This window comes from Streptomyces sp. BE20, from assembly GCF_036322525.1.
Taxonomy (GTDB): domain Bacteria; phylum Actinomycetota; class Actinomycetes; order Streptomycetales; family Streptomycetaceae; genus Kitasatospora.
Map to the genome: position 1 here is coordinate 22,197 of NZ_JAQYWW010001178.1, position 20,531 is coordinate 42,727.

General features: G+C 74.2%; 23 protein-coding genes. 7 read left to right on the plus strand and 16 right to left on the minus strand.

Features of this window, described 5'->3' with window-relative positions; genetic code table 11:
• Positions 1-15: 15 nt before the first annotated feature.
• A complete protein-coding gene (gene dacB, locus PUR61_RS37065; RefSeq protein WP_329883972.1) occupies positions 16-1,557 on the minus strand; it encodes a D-alanyl-D-alanine carboxypeptidase/D-alanyl-D-alanine endopeptidase in 1,542 nt (513 codons plus the stop codon).
• A gap of 76 nt (positions 1,558-1,633) precedes the next feature.
• Between dacB and PUR61_RS37070 the strand changes: the two genes are divergently transcribed.
• Together PUR61_RS37070 and PUR61_RS37075 are read left to right on the plus strand one after the other, a co-directional pair.
• Positions 1,634-2,125: an inorganic diphosphatase gene (locus PUR61_RS37070; protein WP_148643392.1), complete on the plus strand. Its 492-nt coding sequence runs from the start codon at positions 1,634-1,636 to the stop codon at positions 2,123-2,125.
• Positions 2,126-2,354: 229 nt separating this feature from the next.
• Positions 2,355-3,026, plus strand: a complete 672-nt coding sequence (locus tag PUR61_RS37075) for a biliverdin-producing heme oxygenase (protein ID WP_329883973.1) — start codon at positions 2,355-2,357, stop codon at positions 3,024-3,026.
• A 96-nt stretch (positions 3,027-3,122) separates the two neighbouring features.
• Here the strand turns inward: PUR61_RS37075 and PUR61_RS37080 are convergent, their stop codons facing one another.
• Together PUR61_RS37080 and PUR61_RS37085 are read right to left on the minus strand one after the other, a co-directional pair.
• Entirely contained in the window at positions 3,123-4,844 is a 1,722-nt protein-coding gene (locus tag PUR61_RS37080; RefSeq protein WP_329883974.1) for an HtaA domain-containing protein, read from the minus strand.
• A gap of 42 nt (positions 4,845-4,886) precedes the next feature.
• Positions 4,887-6,467 (minus strand): HtaA domain-containing protein, encoded by a 1,581-nt coding sequence (locus tag PUR61_RS37085; RefSeq protein ID WP_329883976.1) that lies wholly within the window; start codon positions 6,465-6,467, stop codon positions 4,887-4,889.
• Between the two features lie 158 nt (positions 6,468-6,625).
• On the opposite strand from PUR61_RS37085, the gene PUR61_RS37090 reads away from it, so the two are divergent.
• Genes PUR61_RS37090 through PUR61_RS37100 form a run of 3 tightly spaced genes read left to right on the plus strand, consistent with a single transcriptional unit; the run spans position 6,626 to position 9,539 of the window.
• Complete coding sequence (locus PUR61_RS37090) at positions 6,626-7,657, plus strand: heme/hemin ABC transporter substrate-binding protein (RefSeq protein WP_329883977.1); 1,032 nt, start codon at positions 6,626-6,628, stop codon at positions 7,655-7,657.
• On the plus strand, positions 7,654-8,724 hold the full coding sequence (locus tag PUR61_RS37095) for a FecCD family ABC transporter permease (protein WP_380521060.1): 1,071 nt from the start codon (positions 7,654-7,656) through the stop codon (positions 8,722-8,724). The genes PUR61_RS37090 and PUR61_RS37095 overlap by 4 nt, the downstream gene beginning before the upstream one ends.
• Positions 8,721-9,539 carry a heme ABC transporter ATP-binding protein gene (locus tag PUR61_RS37100; RefSeq protein WP_329883978.1) on the plus strand — a complete coding sequence of 273 codons (819 nt, stop codon included), beginning with the start codon at positions 8,721-8,723 and terminating at the stop codon, positions 9,537-9,539. The genes PUR61_RS37095 and PUR61_RS37100 overlap by 4 nt, the downstream gene beginning before the upstream one ends.
• 140 nt (positions 9,540-9,679) lie before the next feature.
• Here the strand turns inward: PUR61_RS37100 and PUR61_RS37105 are convergent, their stop codons facing one another.
• The 3 genes from PUR61_RS37105 to PUR61_RS37115 form a co-directional block, all read right to left on the minus strand.
• Positions 9,680-9,895: a dodecin gene (locus PUR61_RS37105; protein WP_329883979.1), complete on the minus strand. Its 216-nt coding sequence runs from the start codon at positions 9,893-9,895 to the stop codon at positions 9,680-9,682.
• A gap of 167 nt (positions 9,896-10,062) precedes the next feature.
• Complete coding sequence (locus PUR61_RS37110; RefSeq protein ID WP_329883980.1) at positions 10,063-11,022, minus strand: asparaginase; 960 nt, start codon at positions 11,020-11,022, stop codon at positions 10,063-10,065.
• Positions 11,023-11,096: 74 nt separating this feature from the next.
• Positions 11,097-11,699, minus strand: a complete 603-nt coding sequence (locus PUR61_RS37115) for an RsiG family protein (RefSeq protein ID WP_329883981.1) — start codon at positions 11,697-11,699, stop codon at positions 11,097-11,099.
• 470 nt (positions 11,700-12,169) lie between these two features.
• On the opposite strand from PUR61_RS37115, the gene dtd reads away from it, so the two are divergent.
• Positions 12,170-12,610 carry a D-aminoacyl-tRNA deacylase gene (gene dtd, locus PUR61_RS37120; RefSeq protein WP_329883982.1) on the plus strand — a complete coding sequence of 147 codons (441 nt, stop codon included), beginning with the start codon at positions 12,170-12,172 and terminating at the stop codon, positions 12,608-12,610.
• A gap of 68 nt (positions 12,611-12,678) precedes the next feature.
• On the opposite strand, the gene ygfZ is transcribed toward dtd, so the two are convergent.
• From ygfZ to PUR61_RS37135, 3 genes are all read right to left on the minus strand, one after another.
• Positions 12,679-13,641, minus strand: a complete 963-nt coding sequence (gene ygfZ / locus PUR61_RS37125) for a CAF17-like 4Fe-4S cluster assembly/insertion protein YgfZ (protein ID WP_329883983.1) — start codon at positions 13,639-13,641, stop codon at positions 12,679-12,681.
• Positions 13,642-13,651: 10 nt separating this feature from the next.
• Complete coding sequence (locus tag PUR61_RS37130) at positions 13,652-14,116, minus strand: Fur family transcriptional regulator (protein WP_329883984.1); 465 nt, start codon at positions 14,114-14,116, stop codon at positions 13,652-13,654.
• Positions 14,117-14,222: 106 nt separating this feature from the next.
• Complete coding sequence (locus PUR61_RS37135) at positions 14,223-14,807, minus strand: FABP family protein (RefSeq protein WP_329883986.1); 585 nt, start codon at positions 14,805-14,807, stop codon at positions 14,223-14,225.
• Positions 14,808-15,080: 273 nt separating this feature from the next.
• On the opposite strand from PUR61_RS37135, the gene PUR61_RS37140 reads away from it, so the two are divergent.
• Positions 15,081-15,461 (plus strand): DsrE family protein, encoded by a 381-nt coding sequence (locus PUR61_RS37140; protein WP_329883987.1) that lies wholly within the window; start codon positions 15,081-15,083, stop codon positions 15,459-15,461.
• Positions 15,462-15,503: 42 nt separating this feature from the next.
• Here the strand turns inward: PUR61_RS37140 and PUR61_RS37145 are convergent, their stop codons facing one another.
• The 7 genes from PUR61_RS37145 to PUR61_RS37170 all read right to left on the minus strand — a co-directional run bounded on the left by PUR61_RS37145 (position 15,504) and on the right by PUR61_RS37170 (position 20,341).
• A complete protein-coding gene (locus PUR61_RS37145) occupies positions 15,504-15,776 on the minus strand; it encodes a DUF3099 domain-containing protein (RefSeq protein WP_329883988.1) in 273 nt (90 codons plus the stop codon).
• Between the two features lie 68 nt (positions 15,777-15,844).
• A complete protein-coding gene (locus PUR61_RS37150) occupies positions 15,845-16,135 on the minus strand; it encodes a DUF1416 domain-containing protein (protein ID WP_030397542.1) in 291 nt (96 codons plus the stop codon).
• 40 nt (positions 16,136-16,175) lie between these two features.
• The gene (locus tag PUR61_RS37155) at positions 16,176-17,009 is read right to left on the minus strand and encodes a sulfurtransferase (RefSeq protein WP_329883989.1); all 834 of its coding nucleotides are present in this window, start codon (positions 17,007-17,009) and stop codon (positions 16,176-16,178) included.
• 259 nt (positions 17,010-17,268) lie between these two features.
• Positions 17,269-17,349 carry an Ms5788A family Cys-rich leader peptide gene (locus PUR61_RS45650; protein WP_350517234.1) on the minus strand — a complete coding sequence of 27 codons (81 nt, stop codon included), beginning with the start codon at positions 17,347-17,349 and terminating at the stop codon, positions 17,269-17,271.
• A gap of 248 nt (positions 17,350-17,597) precedes the next feature.
• The gene (locus tag PUR61_RS37160; RefSeq protein WP_329883990.1) at positions 17,598-18,314 is read right to left on the minus strand and encodes an LmeA family phospholipid-binding protein; all 717 of its coding nucleotides are present in this window, start codon (positions 18,312-18,314) and stop codon (positions 17,598-17,600) included.
• 184 nt (positions 18,315-18,498) lie between these two features.
• Positions 18,499-20,034 carry a hypothetical protein gene (locus PUR61_RS37165; protein ID WP_329883991.1) on the minus strand — a complete coding sequence of 512 codons (1,536 nt, stop codon included), beginning with the start codon at positions 20,032-20,034 and terminating at the stop codon, positions 18,499-18,501.
• A 4-nt stretch (positions 20,035-20,038) separates the two neighbouring features.
• Positions 20,039-20,341 carry a MoaD/ThiS family protein gene (locus PUR61_RS37170; RefSeq protein WP_329883992.1) on the minus strand — a complete coding sequence of 101 codons (303 nt, stop codon included), beginning with the start codon at positions 20,339-20,341 and terminating at the stop codon, positions 20,039-20,041.
• Positions 20,342-20,531: the final 190 nt, after the last annotated feature.

Below are 20,531 nucleotides of genomic sequence, written 5' to 3' on the forward strand. Positions count from 1 at the left end.
AGCCACAGTGGCCGGTCAGTGGCAGCCGCAGGCCGCCAGCCGGGCGACGATGCGGTCCATCGCGGCGCGGGCCGCGTCGACGGGGGCCCCGGTCCGGGTCATCACGGCGAAGGAGAGCAGCCGGCCCTCGGCGTCCACCACGGTGCCCGCCAGGGTGTTGACGCCGCTGAGGCTGCCGGTCTTGGCGCGGACCAGCCCGGCCGCGTCGGCGGCGCCGGATCCGGCGCCGAACCGCTTGCCGAGGGTGCCGGTGAAGCCCGCGATCGGCAGACCGGTCATCACCGGTCGCAGCGCCGGGTGCTGGTCGGCGCCCGCCAGCGCGAGCAGCCTGACCAGGACGACCGGCGGGATCGCGTTGCCGGTGTGGAGGCCGCTGCCGTCGTTGATCACCACCCCGGTCATCGGCACGCCGAGCCGGGCGAGTTCCTGGGTGACCGCGGTGGCGGCACCCTCGAAACCGGCCGGCTGGCGGGCGGCGAGCGCGGCCTGACGGGCGATCGCCTCGGCGAGGGTGTTGTCGGAGGTGGTCAGCATCCGTTCGACCAGCCGGGCCATGGTCGGCGAGTCCACCCGGCCGAGCACCGCGGCGTCGGCCGCGGCCGGGGCGGACGCCTGCTTGGCCTTGCCCTGGACGGTGATGCCCTGGGCCTTCAGCAGGCCGGCGAAAGCCTCGGCGGCCTGGCCGGCCGGGTCGGCGAACCGGGCCGGGGCGTCCTCGCGGCTCTTCGGGTCGACCTTGCCCTCGTCCACCATCAGGGAGGTGACCAGCGCGATGTTCTCCCCGTCGTGGTTCTTGTGCTGCGGGTTGCCCGAGTAGAGCGAGAGGTCGTAGTCCAGCGAGACGGTGGTGGTGCCGGCGGCCTTCAGGGCAGTGGCGGTCTGCCGGGCCAGCGCGTCCAGCGACGCCGGGGCGGTGTCGGGGTCGGCGGGCAGGCCGGCGATCTGCACCTGGTCGGCGGGCAGTGCGGTCAGCGTGGGGTCGCCACCACCCACGAGGGTGATCCCGCCGGGGGCCGCGCCCTTGACGACCCGGGTGGTCAGCCGGGTCTCCGCCGGGATCAGCGAGAGGGCCGCGACCGAGGTGGCCAGCTTGGTGGTGGAGGCGGGCGTGGCCGGGGTGTTCTCCCCGCTGCCGTACAGGAGCCGACCGTCGGCGGCGTCCGCGACGGCGAGGCTGACGGTGCCGAGGTTCCGGTCGCCGAGCACGGGGGCGAGGGCCTGTTGGAGTCCCTGCGCGGTGGGCAGTCCGGCGCCCGGGCCGGCCTCGGCGGCGGCCAGCACCGTGCCGGCGGCGGGTGCGGGGCGGGCGGCGGAGCCGGGGGACGCCGAGGCGGACGCCGCCCCGGGCGTGCCGGTCGCGGGCGTACCCGGCCCGGGCGTGCCGGTGCCGGGCGGTGCGGTGGACCCGCCGGGCGTGGGCGTCGCCCCGGGTGTCGCGGAAGGCTGCGCGTACGCACCACCCGAGGTCAGCACCGTCCCCGCGACCAGTAGTGCCGTCCCGAACAGCCCCGCGGCCGTCCCCCGACGGCGGCCCCCCGCCCCAGCCCCTGCGCGCACGACCCGGCCCCTTTCCTGAGCATCCACTCCCGTAGGAGACACTTGGATTCTGTCAGTCCCTACCTTGGAGGAACCGTTGGAGTTCGACGTCCTGATCGAGATCCCGAAGGGCTCCCGCAACAAGTACGAGGTCGACCATGAGACCGGTCGCCTTCGCCTGGACCGGATGCTCTTCACCTCGACCCGCTACCCGGCCGACTACGGCTACGTCGAGGGCACCCTCGCGGACGACGGCGACCCGCTGGACGCGCTGGTCATCCTGGAGGAGCCGACCTTCCCCGGCTGCCTGATCAAGTGCCGCGTCATCGGCATGTTCAAGATGACGGACGAGGCCGGCGGCGACGACAAGCTGCTGTGCGTCCCGGCGACGGACCCGCGCTGGGAGCACCTCCAGGACATCCACCACGTCTCGGAGTTCGACCGCCTGGAGATCCAGCACTTCTTCGAGGTCTACAAGGACCTGGAGCCGGGCAAGTCGGTCGAGGGTGCCAACTGGGTCGGCCGCGCCGAGGCCGAGGCCGAGGTCACCGCGTCGATCAAGCGTCTGGCGGAGCAGGGCGGCCACTGAGTCGTCGTACCGATCTCGTCCGCCCGGCGGTCCGTCCGCCGGAGCGGCTCGGGGCAGGTCGCGGCAGTCGAAGGCCGGGGTTCGCGGGGTTGTCCCGCGGGTCCCGGCCTTCGCCGTTCTCCGGGACTCCCGGGGGGTACGAATCTTCCCGACACCCTGTCGGCATGACGAAAGATTAGGCTAGGCTAACCAAAGCAATCGGGGGTGTACTCGATACCTGGAGGCCCGCATGCCCATACCCGAGCAGCCCGTCCCGTTCTCCACCGTGCTGCGCACCGCGAGCAGCGCGGAACACGAGGCCGCGGAACAGTCCTCGTTCATGAGCCGGCTCCTCGGCGGGCACCTCGGGGTCGACGCCTACGCCGACCTCACCGGCCAGCTCTGGTACGTCTACCGCGCCCTGGAGGGCCGGGCCGCCGAGCTGGCGGAGCACCCGGTGGCCGGGCCGTTCATCGACCGGGCCCTGATGCGGACCGCCGCCATCGAGCGCGACCTGGCGCACCTGCTCGGGCCCGGATGGCGCGACGCGCTGTCGCCGCTGCCCGCCACCGCCGCGTACGCGGCCCGCGTGGAGGAGCTGGCCGAGCAGTGGCCGGCGGGGTACGTCGCGCACCACTACACCCGCTACCTGGGCGACCTGTCGGGCGGCCAGATCATCCGCGGCATCGCGGAGAAGACCTGGGGCTTCGACCGCAAGGGTGACGGCGTGCGGTTCTACGTCTTCGAGGAGGTCGGCAACCCGGCCGCCTTCAAGCGCGACTACCGGGCCAAGCTGGACGCCGCGGGGCTGGCGCTGGACGAGATCGAGCGCCGCCGGGTGGTCGAGGAGTGCAAGCAGGCCTTCCAGCTCAACGGCGCGATCTTCCGGGACCTCGACACGCGGTACCCGCTGAGCGCCTGAACGACCCCGCACGGCGACGGCCCCGGCGAGCAGCTGCTCGCCGGGGCCGTTCCCGTGGGGCCGCCGGCTCGGGACCGTCGAGCCGGCGGCCGGTCCTCAGGCCCGGGCCGCGCCGCGACGGCGGGCCAGGACGGTGGCGCCGCCACCGGCCAGCAGCAGACCGCCGGCGGTGGCCAGCAGCGGGGCCACCGGGGTGGACGAGCCGGTGGAGGCCAGCACGCCCGAACCGCCCAGCGAGGCGCCGCCGGAGGTGGTGAGCGAGGCACCGCCCACCGAGCCCGCACCGGTGCCCGTACCCGTGCCGGTACCGCCGCCGGTGCCGCCCGCGGCGGTCCCGCCCGTCGTGCCGCCGCCGGCCGGGTTGGTGGGCAGCTGGGCGTTCTTGTCGAAGGCCAGCGAGACGGTGACCGGGTCGAGCACCTCGCCCGCCGGGTAGTTGGCGAAGGCCGGCACGCCCTCGGCGGTCAGCGTGGCCGGAACGCCGGTGAGCGTCACCACGCCGTTGACCGGGGCGAGGGAGGCCTTGGACAGGTCGAGCTTGGCGATCCGGGCACCCGACAGCGTGGACGTCTTGCCGTCCAGGGACTTGGCGTTGACGTCGGCGGTCAGGAACGCGCCGTCCTTGCCGATGCTCAGGCCGAGCTTGGAGAAGGTGGTGTCCAGCTGGTAGCCGCCGGCCGCGGGGTGGCCGAGGAAGCGGACGGAACCGGCGAAGCCCGCCGACAGGGTGTGGTTCCGGGTGTCGTAGCTGCCGGTCGCGCCGCCGAAGCGGTAGTCGGCCGCGCCGCCGCCGAACTCGACCTTGCCGTTGGCCACCGGGCTCTGCAGGTACTTGCGGAAGCTCTCCTTGACCTTCCAGTCCAGGCTGCCGTCGACGACGGCGAGCTGGCCGGCGGCCGGCGGGGTGGTCGACGTGGTCGTGGCCGACGGGGTGCCGGTGGCGGTGGCCGACGGGGACCCGCTCGGGGAGCCGGTGGCCGACGGGCTGCCGGACGCGGAGGGCGAGCCGGTCGCGCTCGGCGACTGGGTGGCCGACGGAGAACCGCTCGGGGAGCCCGTGGCGGTCGGCGACTGGGTCGCGGCCGGGGACTGCGTCGCCGAGGGGGAGCCCGTGGCGGTGGGCGACTGGGTCGCGGAGGGCGTCGCGGTGGCGGTCGGCGTGGCGGTCGGGGACGGGGTGGCCGGGCTCTGCTTGAGCAGCAGCGCCAGCGGGTCCATGTCCGAACCGGCCTGGTAGAAGCCCGCGAACGCCTTGGCGCCCTGCTCGGTGAGCTTGGCCGCCGCCGGCACGCCGTTGGTGGTGTCCCGGGCGACCGTGAAGGTCACCAGCGGCACGTCGTCCCGACGGGTGACCTCGGTGGCGCCCATCGACTCCTTGGACGCGGTGTCGGCGGTCAGCGTGCCGGCCGTCCCGGCCGTGGTGATCCTCAGGTCGCTGAGGGCGACGTCGAGCGCGCCGTGGTGGGCGGTGAAGCGGACCCCGCCGGTGAACGAGGAGCTGAGCGCGTGGGTGGACATGTCGTAGGCGGCGCTCACCAGACCGAAGTGGAAGGTCCCGTCGGCGTTGGTGGTGGCGCCGCCGGTCAGCTCCACGGCGCCCTGGCCGACCGGGCCGGTCACGTAGTTCCGGAAGCTGGCCTTCACACCCCAGTCCAGCGAACCGGTGTCGTACGTGACGGTGGTCGGGGCACCGGCACCGAAGGCCAGCGCGGGGACGCCTGCGGCGGCCAGGCCGAGACCGGCGGTGACGGCGGCCAGGGCCGCCAGCCGGGTGCGGTTGCGGCGGCCGGCCGAAGGCAGGGCGGTGCTGCGGGACATGGGGGTACTCCGATCGGTGAGCGGGGGAAGGTGGAGCGGCGGTCAGGCCGCGTCGGCCGGGGCGGTGGCCGGGGGGTCCGTCGGCGCGGCCCGGCGCCGGCGGAGGGTGTACACGCCGCCGGCCGCGGCAATCGCCGCCACCAGCACGACGCCGGCCACCACGGCCGCCGTCGGCACTCCGCCGGATCCGCCCGCATCGGCGGCGTCGGCCACCGGGGCGGCGGAGGGCGAGGCGGTCGCCGACGGGGCCGGCGTCGCCGCCGGGGCGCTGCCGATGTCGGGCAGCGGCGGGAGGGCGGCGGCCGGGTCGAGCGCGACGGCGAAGCTCAGCGGGTCCATCACGGTGCCCGCCGGGTAGAGGTTGCCGAAGGCCTTGGCGCCCGCCTCGGTGAGCTTCAGCGGGAGTTCGGCTGCCTTGAGCAGGCCGCCCTCGGGCTTCAGCCCGGCCGGGTCGAAGGCGCCCAGCTCGACGCCGGTGAGCTGCTGGGCGGCGCCGTCCGGCGTCCGGCCGGAGACGTCGGCGAGCAGCCTCCCCTGACCGTCGGCGATCGTCACGCCGAGGTTGGCCAGGGTGAGGTCCAGCCCGTGGGTGTCACCGGTCTTCAGGCCGGTGAAGCGGACGCCACCGGTGAAGGCGGCGGTCAGGGCGCCGGTCGCCGGGTCGTAGGCGCCCTTGGCCGGGGTCCAACGGAAGAAGGCGCCGCCGTCCGCCGCGCCGCCGGTGAGCTCCCAGCGGCCCTGGGCGATCGAGCCGGTGACGTAGTCGCGGAAGGTCCGTCGGACGCCCCAGTCGAGCGCGCCGTTGCCGAACTCCGCCCGGGCGACGGCATCCTGGGTCGCCGCCGGGGCGGCCGGCGTCGTCGGTGCGGCGGTCGGCGCCGGCGTGGTGGGCGTTGCTGCGGTCGGTGCGGCGGTCGGTGCGGACGTCCCGGCCGGGGTCGACGCGGCGGCCGTCGGGGCCGTCGAGGGTGCCGTCGAAGCCGGCTGGGCCACCGGGAGGTTGACCGAGAGGTTGACCGGGTCGAGCGCCGTCCCGGCGGTGTAGAAGCTGCCGAAGGCCCTGGCGCCGGCGTCGGTCAGCGTCGCCGGGACGCCGCTGAGGGTCAGGGTGCCGGCCGCGCCGCGCAGGTCGACGCCGGCCAGCGAGAGGTCGGCCAGCTTGGCCTGGCTCGCACTGCTGACCTGGCCGGTCTCCTTGGACCTGCTGCTGATGTCCGCGTACAGCCCGGCCGCGCCGCCCGGAGCGGCCCGGAAGGTGAGCCGTCCGACACTCAGGTCGAGCACGTTGACACCGTTCTCCTGGTGCCCGGTGAACCGGACCCCGCCGGAGAACGCCGCGGTCAGCGCGCCGCTCGCCGGATCGTACGTGCCGGTGGCGGAGTGGAACCGGAAGCCGCTGCCGGAAACGGTCGCCGCACCTCCGGTCAGCGCCCAACTCCCCTTGGCTATCGGCCCGGTGACGTACGTCAGGAAGGACTGCTTGATCCCCCAGTCGAGCCGCCCGCCGGAGACCTTCCCCTCGGCCGCCACCGCCTGGCCGGGCAGCAGCGCGGCCGTCATCAGGGCAGCCAGGGCGGCCACCAGGACGGCGGCCAGACGACGTAGCCGGCTGGGCAGAGGCACGCGGATCACTCCTCGGCGCGACGGGGGAAAGAGAGTCGGTACACCACCGACCCCCTTGCGGGATTGAGGTAAGGCTAACCTAATATATGAGTCAAGAGCCCCGCCGGTCGCCCCCCACACATGGCGCCCAGCAGGGACAACTCCCACCGAAGGGGCCCATGTTGAGCAGCAGTACCACCCGAAGCCGGGCAGCCCTCGGGCCTGCCCTCCTGCTGCTCGCCCTCGGCCTGCTGCTCACCCTGACCGCCTGCGGCCCGTCCACCGGTTCCACCGGCGCCGCCACCGGAACGGGCGTCACGAAGGCCCCGGACACGGTCGAACCGCTGCCCGGCGAGCCCGCCCCGCAGCTCCCGGCCACCGTCGCCTCCGCCGACGGACGCCAGGTCACCGTCGCCAGCGCCGACCGGATCGTCCCGCTCAACGGCAGCCTGGCCGAGATCGTCTTCAGTCTGGGCCTCGGCCCCAAGGTGATCGCCCGGGACGTCTCCACCACCTTCCAGCAGGCCGCCGCCCTCCCGGTGATCACCCAGGCCCACGACGTCTCGGCCGAGGGCGTGCTCTCGATGCACCCGACCCTCGTCCTCGCCGACCGCTCCACCGGCCCGGCCGAGGCGATCGAACAGATCCGCGCCGCCGGCGTCCCGCTGATCGTGCTGGACGACGCCAAGAAGCTCGGCGACGTCGGCCCGCGCATCGACACCGTCGCCGCCGCACTCGGGGTCCCCGACGCCGGGCGGCAGCTGAAGGAGCGCACCGAGCAGCGGATCGCCCAGGCCAGGGCCGCCCTGCCGGCCGTCGACCGCCACCCCAAGGTCGCCTTCCTCTACCTCCGCGGCAGCGCCTCGGTCTTCCTGCTCGGAGGCCCGGCCTCCGGCGCGGGCTCGCTGATCGAGGCGGTCGGCGGCGAGGACGCCGGAACCGCCGCCGGGCTCTCCGGCGACTTCACCCCGCTCACCAGCGAGGCCCTGGTCAAGGCGGCACCCGACGCGATCCTGGTGATGAGCAAGGGCCTCGACTCCGTCGGCGGCGTCGACGGCCTGCTCAAGCTGCCCGGCGTCGCCCAGACCCCCGCCGGGCTGGACCGCCGGGTCGTCTCCGTCGAGGACGGCCAACTGCTCAGCTACGGCCCGCGCACCCCGCAGGTGATCCGCGAGATCGCCGAACAGCTCTACCCGGCGGCCGCCAAGTGACCACCGCCGTACAGAAGAAGACCGTCCCCCTGGCCCGGCCCCGGAGCCGGACCACCCTGGTCGTCGTCGGCCTGGCCGTCGCGCTGGTGCTCTGCGCCCTGCTCGCGGCCGGGATCGGCGCCTACCGCATCCCGCTCGGCGACATCCTCGCCTCGTTCGCCCACCGGCTCGGCCTCGGCGGACACCCGCTCGACCGCGTCCCCGAGTCGGTGCTCTGGAACGTCCGGCTCCCCCGCGTGGTGCTGGCCCTGCTGGTCGGCGGCTCGCTCGGCTGCGCGGGCGCACTGATGCAGGGCGTCTTCGGCAACCCGCTCGCCGAACCCGCCGTGATCGGCGTCTCCTCCGGCGGCGCGGTCGGCGCGGTCGCCTGCATCGTGCTCGGCCTGGACGCGTTCGGCAACTGGACCATCACCGCCTTCGCCTTCGCCACCGGCCTGCTGACGGTCTTCGCGGTGTACGCGATGTCCCGCTCCGGCGGCCGCACCGAGGTGGTCACGCTGATCCTCACCGGCGTCGCGGTCAACGCCTTCTGCGGCGCGCTGATCGGCCTCTTCCTCTTCACCGCCGACACCGCCGCGATCAACCAGGTCACCTTCTGGCAGCTCGGCTCGCTCGCCCAGGCCACCTGGGGCAAGGTGCTGGCCGTCCTGCCGTTCGCGCTCGTCGGACTGGCCCTCGCCCCCCGGTACGCGCGGCCGCTGGACCTGCTCGCGCTCGGCGAGCGGCCGGCCCGCCACCTCGGCGTCGACGTCGAGCGGATGCGCCTGGTGCTGATCACCCTGGTCGCCCTGCTCACCGCCGCCGCCGTCGCGGTCAGCGGCATCATCAGCTTCGTCGGCCTGGTCGTCCCGCACCTGCTGCGGATGGTCGCCGGACCGGGCCACCGGTTCCTGCTGCCCGCCTCCGCCCTCGGCGGCGCCCTCGTCCTGGTCGCCGCCGACCTCGCCGCCCGCACCCTGGCCGAGCCCGCCGAACTCCCGCTCGGCGTGCTCACCGCACTGATCGGCAGCCCGTTCTTCTTCTGGCTGCTGCGCCGCACCCGGACCAAGCAGGGAGGCTGGGCATGAGACTGCGAACCCGTCCCGAGGTGCCCGCACGCCCCGCCCCGGGCACCGAACTGCTCACCGCCGAGGCCGTCCGGCTGACCGTCGGCGGGCGCGAGCTGCTGGCCGGCGCGGACGTCCGGGTGACGGCCGGCGAAGTGGTCGCCCTGCTCGGACCGAACGGCGCCGGGAAGTCCACCCTGCTCTCCGTGCTGGCCGGCGACCTCCCGCCGACCGCCGGCGAGGTCCGCCTGCTCGGCCGGCCGCTGGCCGGCTACCGGCCCCCCGAACTCGCCCGGCACCGCGCGCTGCTGCCGCAGTCGGCCGCCCTCTCCTTCCCGTTCCCGGCGGACGAGGTGGTCCGGATGGGCCGCGCGCCCTGGTCCGGTACGGCCGCCGCCGCCGAGGACGACGCGGTGGTCGCCGAGGCGATGGCCGCGACCGAGTCCACCGCCTTCGCCGGACGACCGTTCACCGCGCTCTCCGGCGGCGAGCGGGCCCGGGTGGCCCTGGCCCGGGTCCTCGCCCAGCGGACCGCGCTGCTGCTCCTCGACGAGCCCACCGCCGCGCTCGACCTGCGCCACCAGGAACTGGTGCTGCGGGTCGCCAGGGCCAGGGCCGCCGCCGGGGACGCCGTGGTCGTCGTCCTGCACGACCTCACGCTGGCGGCGGCCTACGCGGACCGGGTGGTGCTGCTGACCGGCGGTGCGACGGTCGCCGACGGACCGGTGGCCGAGGTGTTGCGCGCACCGCTGCTCAGCGAGGTCTACGGCCACCCGGTCGAGGTGCTGCCGCATCCGCGCACCGGCGTCCCGCTGGTCCTGCCCGAGCGCGACTGACGCGGTCCGGGCCGGGCCGGTTCGGCTGAGGTCCGGCCGGTCCGGTTCGGTCCAGCACGGGTCGGTCCAGCTCGGTTCGGTCCAGCACGGGTCGGTCCAGCTCGGTTCGGTCCAGCTCGGTTCGGTCCGGGTGGGTCGCCTCAGCCCTCGTCGTCCAGCCGGAAGCCGATCTTCAGGCCGACCTGGTAGTGCTTGACCCGGCCCTCCTCAAGGTGGCCCCGGACCTGCGTCACCTCGAACCAGTCGAGGTTGCGCAGCGTCCGGGAGGCCCGCTCGACCCCGTTGCGGATCGCGGCGTCGATACTCTCGGTCGACGACCCGACGATCTCGGTCACCCGGTAGACGTGCTCGCTCATGACGGACTCCCTCAGCTGTGCGACGGCCCCCGGTCCACCGTGCACCGGAGGCCGTCCGTCCGCACTCCGACGACCGCCGGCCGGGGCCGCCGGGGCCCACGGCGAGGGGCCGGCGCCGGGGCCCGCGGCGCCGGGGCCCGCGGCGCCGGGGCCCGCGGCGCCGAGGCTCAGAAGGCCGCCCGGACCCCGCCCACCGGCACGCCACCACCGAACAGCGGGGAGGCGGCTATCCGCTCGACCGTCCCGTCCTCGGCGGAGACGCCCAGCCGGTGCAGCGCGGCCGCCAGCACCGGTCCGCGGGCCCGCTCGGCACCGTCGTCGATCTTGAAGGCGAGCGCCCGGCCGTCCGGCAGCGCCACCACCTGGACCGCCTCGGCGCCCATCTTGGAGAGCGCGCCCGGCACCGCCCGCATCAGCCAGGTGTCGGCCCGGCGGGTGCCGGCGACGTACTCGGGGTGCGCCCGCATCGCGTCGGCCACCCGGCGCTGCGGCGTACCGGCCCCGGCCAGCACCAGCGCCCGATAGCCGCGGGCCAGTCCGGTGAGGCTGACCGCCAGCAGCGGCGCACCGCAGCCGTCCACCCCGGCGTGCCCGGCGGTCTCCCCGGTGGCCTCCTCCAGCGCCTCGCGGGCCAGCAGCTGGACCGGGTGGGCCGGGTCGAGGTAGCTGTCGACGGGCCAGCCGTTGGCGACACAGGCGGCCAGCCAGCCGGCGTGCTTGCCGGAGCAGTCCATCAGGATCGGCGCGCGCTCTCCGCCGGATCGCAGGTACTGCTCGGCCTCGGTCTCGTCGAGCGGGAGGTCGGCCGGCGTCCGCAGGGCGGACTCGTCGAGCCCGGCCTCGGTCAGGATCCGTCGGACCCCGTCGAGGTGAAACGATTCTGCCGAGTGGCTGGAAGCCGCCAGCGCCAACAGTTCACCCTCGATCGCCAGTCCGGCCCGCAGGGTGGCCACCGCCTGGAACGGCTTGGCACAGGAGCGCGGGAACACCGGCGCGTCCGGCGCACCCAGCGCGAACTCGACCGAGCCGTCGGCGGCCAGCAGGACCAGCGAGCCGTGGTGCCGGCCCTCGGTGAACCCCGAGCGGACGACCTCGGCGAGCACGGACAGGGCGGTGGGGTTGGACATGGCGGGAGCCTTCCGGAAATGAGGGTGGGCCGGGGGCGAGCCGGGAACGGCCCCGCCCCTGGCGCCTCACCCGGTCAGAGCGGGCCGCCTGCGAGCAGGTCGTCGACCCGTGCTTCCCCATCACGGTACCTGCGGGTGATCTCCGCGTTGCAGCCGTCCGCCGTCCGCAGCAGCAGCTGCCGCCGCCCGGAGACCTCACGCTCGTGCGCGCGCAGCCGGTCCAGTGCCGCCAGCAGCTCCTCGGCCGGGTGCGCGGCCAGGTCGGCCAGCTGCACGTCGCCCATCAGTGCGTCCGCCTCCAGCTGGGACTGCTGGCCGCGCGGCGGGCCCAGGGTGACGTGCCGGGCGGACCGACGGACGGTGGACGGCGCGTCGGTGAGGATGGCCGGCAACCGTTCCAGCAGGGCGCCGGCCGGCTCTCCCCCGTCCGCCTGGCGGGGGGCCGCGCCGCCGGGCCGGCGGTCCAGCTCCGCCAGCAGGATGTCCATCCGCCCGTGCAGCAGCCGCCGCAGGTAGGAGAGGTCGGCCTCCTGCTCCAGGGTCTCCCTGCGCAGGATCCGCAGCTCCTCCAGGCCCAGCTGTCCCAGGCCCGGCGTTCCCGTCTCCGGTGCCGGACCGGGTTCCGGGTCTTCGGGCACCCGCCCGTACCGGTCCTGCGCCGTACTGCTCGCGTCCATCAGCCAACCACCTGCCGTCGTCCCGATCCCGCCCGCTCGCGGCACCCCGTCGCCTGCCGCCGGCCCGGCCCGTTCCCGTCGCGTGCGCCTGTGGCGCGTACCCCTCCGGGCCACGCCCTGACCACCCGCGAAGGTTCCCGCCCCCGACCGGCACCACCCGCCAGGGCGACACCGCCAGAACACCTGACCCACCGGTTCGGCCTCCTGGCCGAACCGGGCCCGGCGCGGCGGACCTTGGCGCCCCGGACCCCTTGTACGGTCCCCCAGCGTGCCACCCCGCCCGCCGCCGCCGCACCGCCCGTGCACCCGAACGGCCCCCTGGCGAAGAGGGGTGGCTGATATGACGGAAGCTTTTCGCAGGGAGAGCGGCGCCAACCGGCGCGCAGGCGCACGCTACCCAGCGCGCGCCAAGTCTTCGAGCGCCCCCAGGGGCCCGCGGGCGCCCCCACCGGCTCCGGCACAATGGCCGCATGCGAGCAGTGGTGCAGCGAGTGACCGAGGCCAGGGTGACGGTGGCCGGAGAGACCGTCGGCGCGATCGAGGAGCCCGGGCTCTGCGTCCTGATCGGCGTCACCCACGACGACACCCCCGCCAAGGCGGCCCAGCTCGCCCGCAAGCTCTGGACCCTGCGGCTGCTGGCCCCCGACGCGGCAGGCGTGGAACAGTCCTGCTCCGACATCGGCGCCCCGCTGCTCGTCATCAGCCAGTTCACGCTCTACGGGGACGCCCGCAAGGGCCGCCGCCCGACCTGGAACGCCGCCGCCCCCGGCCCGGTCGCCGAGCCGCTGGTGGACGAGGTGGTCGCCCAGCTGCGGGCGCTCGGCGCCAAGGTCGAGACCGGCCGGTTCGGCGCGGACATGCGGGTCGCGCTGGTCAACGACGGCCCGTTCACGGTGCTGGTCGAAGTCTGAGCGACCCCGACCGCCGTGCACGGCGTGTGTGCCGTGCACGGCCGGCGTGCACGGCGTGGGTGCTGCGGCTACTGCGGGACGATCACGTCCTGCGTCCCCGGCACCCGGCCGGCGAGCAGCACCGCGTCCACCGGCACGTTCCGCTTCACGATCGCCAGCGCGACCGGGCCCAGCTCGTGGTGACGCGCCGAGGAGGTGACGAAGCCGAGCGCCCGCCCGTCCGGGTCCGAGGCGAGCCGCACCTCCGTCCCGTGCGGGGGGAGCACCTCCTCGGTGCCGTCCAGGTGCAGGAAGACCAGCCGGCGCGGCGGGCGGCCCAGGTTGTGCACCCGGGCGACCGTCTCCTGCCCGCGGTAGCAGCCCTTCTGCAGGTGGACGGCGGTGGTCAGCCAGTCCACCTCGTGCGGGATCGTGCGGTGGTCGGTCTCGAAGCCCAGCCGCGGCCGGTGCCCCTCGATCCGCAGCGCCTCGTACGCCCAGATCCCGGCCGCCGGGCCGTACTCCCGGGTCAGCTCCGCCAGCTCGGCCCGCGGCAGGAAGAGGTCCCGCCCCCAGGTCAGCTCACGGACCGCCGCCGCGCCCTCGGCGGAGGCGGTGGAGCCGGCCGGCAGGTGGACCACCGCGTAGTCGGCGGTCGCGTCGGCAACCTCGACCCGGTAGAAGAACTTCATGCTCTCCAGGTAGCCGACCAGCGCCTCCTGGGTCCCCGGCTCGACGTGCGCCCAGGTGGTGGTGCCGTCGTCGACCAGGTAGAGCGCGTGCTCGACGTGCCCGTTCGGGGAGAGCACCAGCGCCTCGGTGGCCTGCTGCGGCGGCAGCGCGCTGACGTGCTGGGTGAGCAGCAGGTGCAGCCAGGTGAGCCGGTCGTCACCGGTGACGGTGAGCACGCCGCGGTGCGAGAGGTCCACGAACCCGGAGCCCTGCGCGAGCCTGCGCTGCTCACGGAAGAGGTCGCCGTAGTGGGCGGCCACCCCCTCGTCGGTTCCCTCGGCGGGGACGGCACCGGGCAGCGCAAGCAGCGGGCTCTTCATACCGGAAAGCTTACGGCTGCGCCCCGGCCCGCTTGGCGGTGCAGTCGGCGCAGCGGCCGAAGACGGCGAAGTGTTCGAGGTCGGTGTCGAAGCCGTGCTGCGCGCGCAGCCGGTCGACCAGCGGCTGGGCGATCTCGGTCCCGGTCTCGATGACCTGCTCGCAGTCCCGGCAGACCAGGTGCAGGTGGTGGTGGCGGCCGGCCAGGTGGTACGTCGGGGCGCCGTGGCCGAGGTGGGCGTGCGAGACCAGCCCCAGTTCCTCCAGCAGCTCCAGGGTCCGGTAGACGGTGGAGATGTTGACGCCGCTGGCGGTCCGCCGGACGTGACCGAGGATCTCGTCGGGGGTGGCGTGGTCGAGTGCCTCGACCGCCTCCAGGACGAGTTGGCGCTGGGGAGTGAGCCGGTAGCCGCGTTCGCGCAGGCCGGCCTTCCAGTCGCCGGAGAGCTGCCAGTCGGTGGTGCCGGTGTCCGCCACGGGTCCTGTCCCTGCCGATGTCGGGGGTCCTGAGGCAAGTGTAGGGACCGGCCGCGGGGCCGGTCCCTACCTCACGCGTGATGTGCCCGGCGCGGAACGCCCCGGCTCAGCGGAAGAACGCGATGCCGTCGTCCGGCAGGTCGTTGATGTCCTTGATCAGCTGGGCCGGGCTGAGCACCCGCTTCAGCTGCGCGGACATGTACGGGCGCAGCGGCACGTTCGGGGCGGCCTTCTCGCCGACCCAGAGCAGTTCCTCGTTGACGAAGCCGTAGAGACGCTTGCCGCCCGAGTACTCGGGCGAGCCCTCGATCCGGGCCACCGCGTCCGTGGAGACGTCGATCTGCGGCTTGCCGTCGGCCAGCTCGCCGTACCAGATCTCCACCGTGCCGTCGTCGCGGACGGAGGAGATCTCGATCCCCCGCACACCGCTGGTGCCCTGGTGGTTGCTGGTGATGCGCCAGAACGCGTGCTCGTTCTCCAGCGGACGGATCTTCTCGCCCTCGGCGTCCAGCACCCAGGTCCGGGAGCGGAACTCCAGGAAGGGCCGGCCGTCGTGGCGGATGACGATCTCCTGGCCGAAGTTGCACTTCTCCGAACCGGGGAAGTCGTAGACGCCCGCGCCCTCCCAGGTGCCGAGGAGGAAGGCGAGCGGGACGACGTCCCGGTGGAGGTCAGAGGGAATCTCGATCATGTTCCTGGTCACTGTCGTCGGTGCGGGACTGCTTCAACCGTACGGCAGCCGGTCAGCGCTGGCCCTGGTAGAGCTTCATCACCGCGAAGATGGCGAACCAGGTGATCAGCACGGCCATGAGGGCCAGCAGACCGTCGAAGAAGATTTCCAGACCGGACACGGGGGGCTCCCAGGGCGGCGACAGTGTGAAGGATTTTGCTGGCGCTCACTCTATCCGCCGGGTGCCGACGGTTCTCGGTGAGCCCCACCACGTCGGCGATCTAGGGTGTCGGCATGTCGTCTCAGTCGCAGCAGTCGAAGAAGCTCGTCATCAAGGTCACCGCCGGGGCGGACGCGCCGGAGCGGTGCTCGCAGGCGTTCACGGTGGCGGCGGTGGCCGTCGCCAGCGGGGTCGAGGTCTCGCTCTGGCTGACCGGCGAGTCGTCGTGGTTCGCCCTGCCCGGGAGGGCGGCCGAGTTCGAGCTGCCGCACGCGGCGCCGCTGCCGGACCTGCTGGAGTCGCTCCTGGCGGCCGGCACGGTCACTCTCTGCACCCAGTGCGCGGCGCGGCGCGGGATCGAGCAGAAGGACACCGTCGAGGGTGTCCGGATCGCGGGCGCACAGGTCTTCGTCAGCGAGATCATGGCCGACGGCGTGCAGGCGCTCGTCTACTGACGCGGCCGGCCGGCCGCCGACCGGGGCCGTACGGGTGTCCGTCTACCCGCGGGGTTCGCGGTCGGGGCGGTCCCGGTCGTGGCCGGGGTCGTCCCACTTCGGGTCCTCCCAGCGCGGGTCGTTCCACCAGTCGTCCTCGGGGTCCCGCCGGTTCGCGAACACCGCGGCGGCGGGCGGGATCACCATCGCGACCGCGCACATGCCGATCGCGACCGGGACGGACCAGAACCGCACGACGCCCCAGGCCAGCACGAACAGCCCGAGGCAGACGCCCATCATGGCGAAGTAGTAGCGGTGTCGCCGGCGTGCCTGCACCACTCCACGGTATGCCCGAGGGCCCCTGCACGGCAGGGGCCCTCGGGCACGACGTCCACCGGGGTGGATCAGACCGCGATCGCGACCTCGGTCAGGTTGCCCTGGGAGGCGACCACCTGGCGGTCCACGGTCTGGCCCGGGATGAGCGCCCGCAGGGTCCACTTGCCCGGGCGGGCGAAGAACCGGAACTGGCCGGTCGCCGAGGTGGGCACCTCGGCGGTGAACTCACCGCCCTCGTCGAGCAGTCGGACGTAGCCGTTGACCGGCTCGCCGTCGCGGGTCACGGAACCCTGGATGATCGTCTCGTTCGCCACGTCAACTCCTGCCAGGTCCGGCCCACCGGCCTTCGCACCGCACATGTCTTGTCTTCCCTTCAGCCTTACGGGTGGAGCAGGCGGCTCAGTTGCCGAGCTCGATCGGCACGCCGACCAGGCTGCCGTACTCGGTCCAGGAACCGTCGTAGTTCTTCACGTTCTCCTGGCCGAGCAGCTCGTGCAGCACGAACCAGGTGAGCGCGGAGCGCTCGCCGATGCGGCAGTAGGCGATGGTGTCCTTCGCCAGGTCGATGCCCTCGGCCTCGTAGAGGGCCTTGAGCTCGTCGTCGCTCTTGAAGGTGCCGTCGTCGTTGGCGTTCTTGGCCCACGGGATGTTGCGGGCGCTCGGCACGTGGCCGGGGCGCTGCGACTGCTCCTGCGGGAGGTGGGCCGGGGCGAGCAGCTTGCCGGAGAACTCGTCGGGCGAGCGCACGTCGACCAGGTTGAGGCTGCCGATGGCGTCGATCACGTCGTCGCGGAAGGCGCGGATCGAGGCGTCGGCGGCCTGCGCCGTGTACGAGGTCGCGGCGCGGGCCGGCACCTCGGCGACGAGGTCGCGGGAGTCCAGCTCCCACTTCTTGCGGCCGCCGTCGAGCAGGCGGACGTCACCGTGGCCGTACAGCTTGAAGTACCAGTAGGCGTACGACGCGAACCAGTTGTTGTTGCCGCCGTAGAGCACGACCGTGTCGTCGTTGGCGATGCCCTTGGCGCTGAGCAGCGCCTCGAAGCCGGCCTGGTCGATGAAGTCGCGGCGGACCGGGTCCTGGAGGTCCGTCTTCCAGTCGATCCGGACCGCGTTGCGGATGTGGTTCTTGTCGTAGGCGGAGGTGTCCTCGTCGACCTCGACGATGACGACCTTCGGGTCGTCCAGGTGGGCCTGGACCCAGTCGGCGTCGACCAGGACGTCGCTGCGGCTCATGGTGATGTTCTCCATCCGAGGGCGGTTGGCGGAAGGTGGTGCTGCTCTGGGGTCCCCCGGCCGTGAGCCGGAGAGGGGTGCTGCGGGGTGTCCGACGGTGACCGGTCCGAATTCACGTCCGAATAATGGGACGGAGAAGGCCGGCGGCACGGCCGGGCGGTGATCTGCGGTGCACGGCGGCGACGTTCGGCCCGGGAGGCCGGTCCAGGTCACCGGAGGAATCGGCGGCGGGCGACAACTGCCCAGCCAAGATGCCGAGTTAACGCATTCGACACAGACAGGCGGCCACGCGGCACAGGTCTACCGCCCGCCGCTTCGTGAGATCCGTCTGTCGCTTCATGCCGACGATGCTAGGGACACTCGACGCCCGCTGTCATCAGCGTATCGAATGTTGAGACCAGATGGATCACATACTGGGATTTGGTCGATTCTTGGGCGCCGTGAACCGGCCGGGCACCGTACGTCCCTCGGTCAGGGGGCGGAAACACGACCGCTCCGCGGTCCGCGCTGGACAGCGCGTCTCGCGGAGCGGAACGACGGCGAACGACCACCGACCGGGCGGGGCGGACCCGCCCGGGCCGGTGCCGGTCAGCCGATGAGCTTCACGCCCTTGCCGTCGAAGGTGAGCCGGAGGCCGTCCTCCTGCGGCGTGACCGCAGCCAGGTTCAGCCCCGCCGGGAGCGAGGAGAGGGTGAAGCTCACCGGATCCAGCTTCTGGCTGGTCAGACCGGCCAGCACCGCGGCCATCCCGGTCAGCCGGAAACCCTCCGCCGTCACCGTGTTGCCCTGGTTGCGCACCGTGCCCTCGCCGACCGGGACCGGCCCGAACGCGGCCTTGATCTTGCCCGGGCCGCCGTACGAGAGGCTCAGCCGGGTGTTGCCGCCCAGCGAGAGCCCGGTCGCGTTCGGCACCAGCTGGGAGGCCGGCGGCAGGAGCTGGGAGAGGTCCGCGTAGGAGATCAGGCCGCTCCCCGTCCCGGTGTCCACGGTGGCGCTGCTCATGCTGTCGCTCACCTTGACGCCCGCCAGCTTCGCCTCGAACGAGTGCAGCGCCACCTGGTGGCTGCCGTCGCCCACGGTCAGGCCGTCCGAGGAGATCCGCACGTCGTCCAGCTTCATCGACAGGACCTGGGTGAGGAACGGGAAGCCCCCGATCGACACGTCCGGCCGCTGGTTCACCCGGCCGCTCTTCAGCATCTGTTCGGCGGCCTCGTCCTCGGCCACCCCGACGGCGACCCGGTCCGCGCCCACCAGTGCTCCCGAGAGCACCACCAGGCCGATCGTCACCTTCAGCCAGCCGCGCATCGCTCTCCCCCGTCGTCGCCGGTCGCTGTCGTTCGAAGTCGGATCCGACCGCTCAGGGGCGGCCGCCCTCGCACGACCGTACGACGTCCCGCCCCGGGGCATGGTTCCGGGAACGGGACGCCGTACGGCGCGCGCCGGGCCCGGCCACCGGCCCGTGGTGGGGCGGGCGGCCGGACCGGCCGGGTCAGCCGGCGAGCAGTTCGGTGGCGATCCAGACCAGCGGCGCCGCCACCGCGAGCGGAAGCGCCACCCCCGCCGTCATGTGCACGAACCGGGACGGGAAGTCGTACCCGGCCACCCGGCGCCCGACCAGGGCACCGATCCCGGCCGCCGCACCCAGCGCGGGCGGCGCGCCCACGGCCAGGCCGAGGCCCACCGCCGCCAGCAGGCCGAGCACGGGGCCCAGCAGCTTCGGGCCGGGCAGCGGCGCCGCTGCCAGCAGGGTCGCCAGGGCGACGCCTCCGACCGCCGCCGGCACCCAGTCGGCCAGCAGCAGCGCGGTGCAGAGCACCGTCACCACCGTGGCCGAGCCGAGCACGGTGAGCGCGTAGAACCGCTCCTTCGGATCGGCGGGCCGGAACGTCTGCAGCACCAGGACCAGCAGGAAGAATCCGCCGAGGGTCCCGACCACCGCCCCCGTGCCGCCGTCCGCGTCGGCCAGCAGCACCGCCACGTCGGCGACCAGACCGGACAGCGCCGCCAGCGCGATGCCCTGGCGGGCCGGCCACATGCCGTTCAGCCGGAACCATCCGGCGGCCGTCAGCACCTGGAGCAGCGCCACCACCAGGGCCAGCGGCACCTGGCCGAGGGCCGCACCGGCGGCCAGCAGCGCGGCCGCACCGGCGGTGATCACGGCCGGCAGGAGGCCCGGGTCGATGATCGGCGAACCGGTCCGGGCGGACCCGGCCGGGACGGCCGACGGCGCGGGGGCCGGGAACGGCTGCGCCGGCAGCCCCGGAACGGGCGCGGCCGGGGCCGCGTACGCGGCGGGCGGCGCCTGCCGTGCGGGCGGAGCCTGCCGTCCCGCCCGTGCCGCACGCGCCGCGCGAGCGGCCCGGGCGGTGGCCGGATCGGTCGGGGTGGGGGCCGGCGGACGCTTCAGCGTCATGGTCGGCGAGTCGAAGGGCTGGGCCTGGGCTTCAGCCTGGGCCTGGGCCTGGGCGTGTGCCTGGGCCTGGGCCTGTGCCTGGGCGTGCGCCTGCGTCCTGGGCGTCGTATCCGATGCCGGGACCGGCGGCAGGAGTGTGGTGGCCGCCGGGTCCTCCAACGGGGGCACCGGCGGAAGCAGGGCGGTCGCGGCGTCGTCCGCCGCACCCGGCCCGGCACCGTACGGCGGCCGGCCGTACGGAGTCTGCCCGCCACCGTGGCCGATCCGGGGCTGCTCGCCGTACGGCTGCGGCGCGGACGGCTGCTCGCCGTACGGCTGCGGCGCGGACGGCTGCTGGCCGTAGGACGGTGCGGGGGGCTGCTGACCGGGATGGCCACCGTACGGCGCATGCCCTGCATCGGGGGCGTACGGCTGAGCCGCAAGCCCCTGCTGCGCATACGGATCCGGCGCGTACGCCTGCTGCGGGGCGTACGGATAGGGCGGTTGCTGCGGCGGCGCCTGCTGCTGCGGCGGCCCCTGCGGGTACTGCGGCTGCGGCTGCGGCTGCGGCGGTCCGTACGGATACTGCCGCTGCGGCCTGCTGTCCGGGGTGGGGTTGTTCGGCTCGGTCACGCCCTCACCCGCCCGCGAACGGGGGGAGTACCTCGACCGTGCCGCCCTCGGTGAGGGCCACGGCCGCGTGGTCACGGCCGCCCACCGGCGAACCGTCCACCAGGTAGGAGCAGTGTCCGAGCAGCCCGACGAGCTTCGGCCGGTCCGCGTGCTGCTGCCGGACGGCCGCCAGCGCCTCGGCCAGGGTCGCCGCCCGGTACGGCTCCTCGGCCAGCCCGGCCTCCGACTTCGCCGCCGCCCAGTAGCGGATCGTCCCGCTCACCCGCGTGGCGCCGGCCGGGTCGTGATGCCCGGTGGTCGCGCCCATGGCAACCCCTTCTCGTCGTCCTCGCCCGGGCCCGGTACCCCGGCCGGGTCCACCACCGGAGCGCCCGCGCCCCACCCGAAAGGGGTACGCGCACGGTGCCGCCGATGTGCGTCCCATGATGGCCTGTTCGCCCGCACCACCGGCAACCGCCCTGGCCCGGCGCCTGCCGTCGGCCGAGCGAAGCTGTGGC

Bases quoted from the DNA above. Each gene is read 5' to 3' on its own strand.
- PUR61_RS37075 (WP_329883973.1), top strand. From the start codon at position 2,355: ATGCCCATACCCGAGCAGCCCGTCCCGTTCTCCACCGTGCTGCGCACC.
- PUR61_RS37080 (WP_329883974.1), bottom strand. From the start codon at position 4,844: ATGTCCCGCAGCACCGCCCTGCCTTCGGCCGGCCGCCGCAACCGCACC.
- PUR61_RS37090 (WP_329883977.1), top strand. From the start codon at position 6,626: ATGTTGAGCAGCAGTACCACCCGAAGCCGGGCAGCCCTCGGGCCTGCC.
- PUR61_RS37100 (WP_329883978.1), top strand. From the start codon at position 8,721: ATGAGACTGCGAACCCGTCCCGAGGTGCCCGCACGCCCCGCCCCGGGC.
- PUR61_RS37105 (WP_329883979.1), bottom strand. From the start codon at position 9,895: ATGAGCGAGCACGTCTACCGGGTGACCGAGATCGTCGGGTCGTCGACC.
- PUR61_RS37110 (WP_329883980.1), bottom strand. From the start codon at position 11,022: ATGTCCAACCCCACCGCCCTGTCCGTGCTCGCCGAGGTCGTCCGCTCG.
- PUR61_RS37115 (WP_329883981.1), bottom strand. From the start codon at position 11,699: ATGGACGCGAGCAGTACGGCGCAGGACCGGTACGGGCGGGTGCCCGAA.
- dtd (WP_329883982.1), top strand. From the start codon at position 12,170: ATGCGAGCAGTGGTGCAGCGAGTGACCGAGGCCAGGGTGACGGTGGCC.
- ygfZ (WP_329883983.1), bottom strand. From the start codon at position 13,641: ATGAAGAGCCCGCTGCTTGCGCTGCCCGGTGCCGTCCCCGCCGAGGGA.
- PUR61_RS37135 (WP_329883986.1), bottom strand. From the start codon at position 14,807: ATGATCGAGATTCCCTCTGACCTCCACCGGGACGTCGTCCCGCTCGCC.
- PUR61_RS37140 (WP_329883987.1), top strand. From the start codon at position 15,081: ATGTCGTCTCAGTCGCAGCAGTCGAAGAAGCTCGTCATCAAGGTCACC.
- PUR61_RS37150 (WP_030397542.1), bottom strand. From the start codon at position 16,135: ATGTGCGGTGCGAAGGCCGGTGGGCCGGACCTGGCAGGAGTTGACGTG.
- PUR61_RS37155 (WP_329883989.1), bottom strand. From the start codon at position 17,009: ATGAGCCGCAGCGACGTCCTGGTCGACGCCGACTGGGTCCAGGCCCAC.
- PUR61_RS45650 (WP_350517234.1), bottom strand. From the start codon at position 17,349: ATGAAGCGACAGACGGATCTCACGAAGCGGCGGGCGGTAGACCTGTGC.
- PUR61_RS37160 (WP_329883990.1), bottom strand. From the start codon at position 18,314: ATGCGCGGCTGGCTGAAGGTGACGATCGGCCTGGTGGTGCTCTCGGGA.
- PUR61_RS37170 (WP_329883992.1), bottom strand. From the start codon at position 20,341: ATGGGCGCGACCACCGGGCATCACGACCCGGCCGGCGCCACGCGGGTG.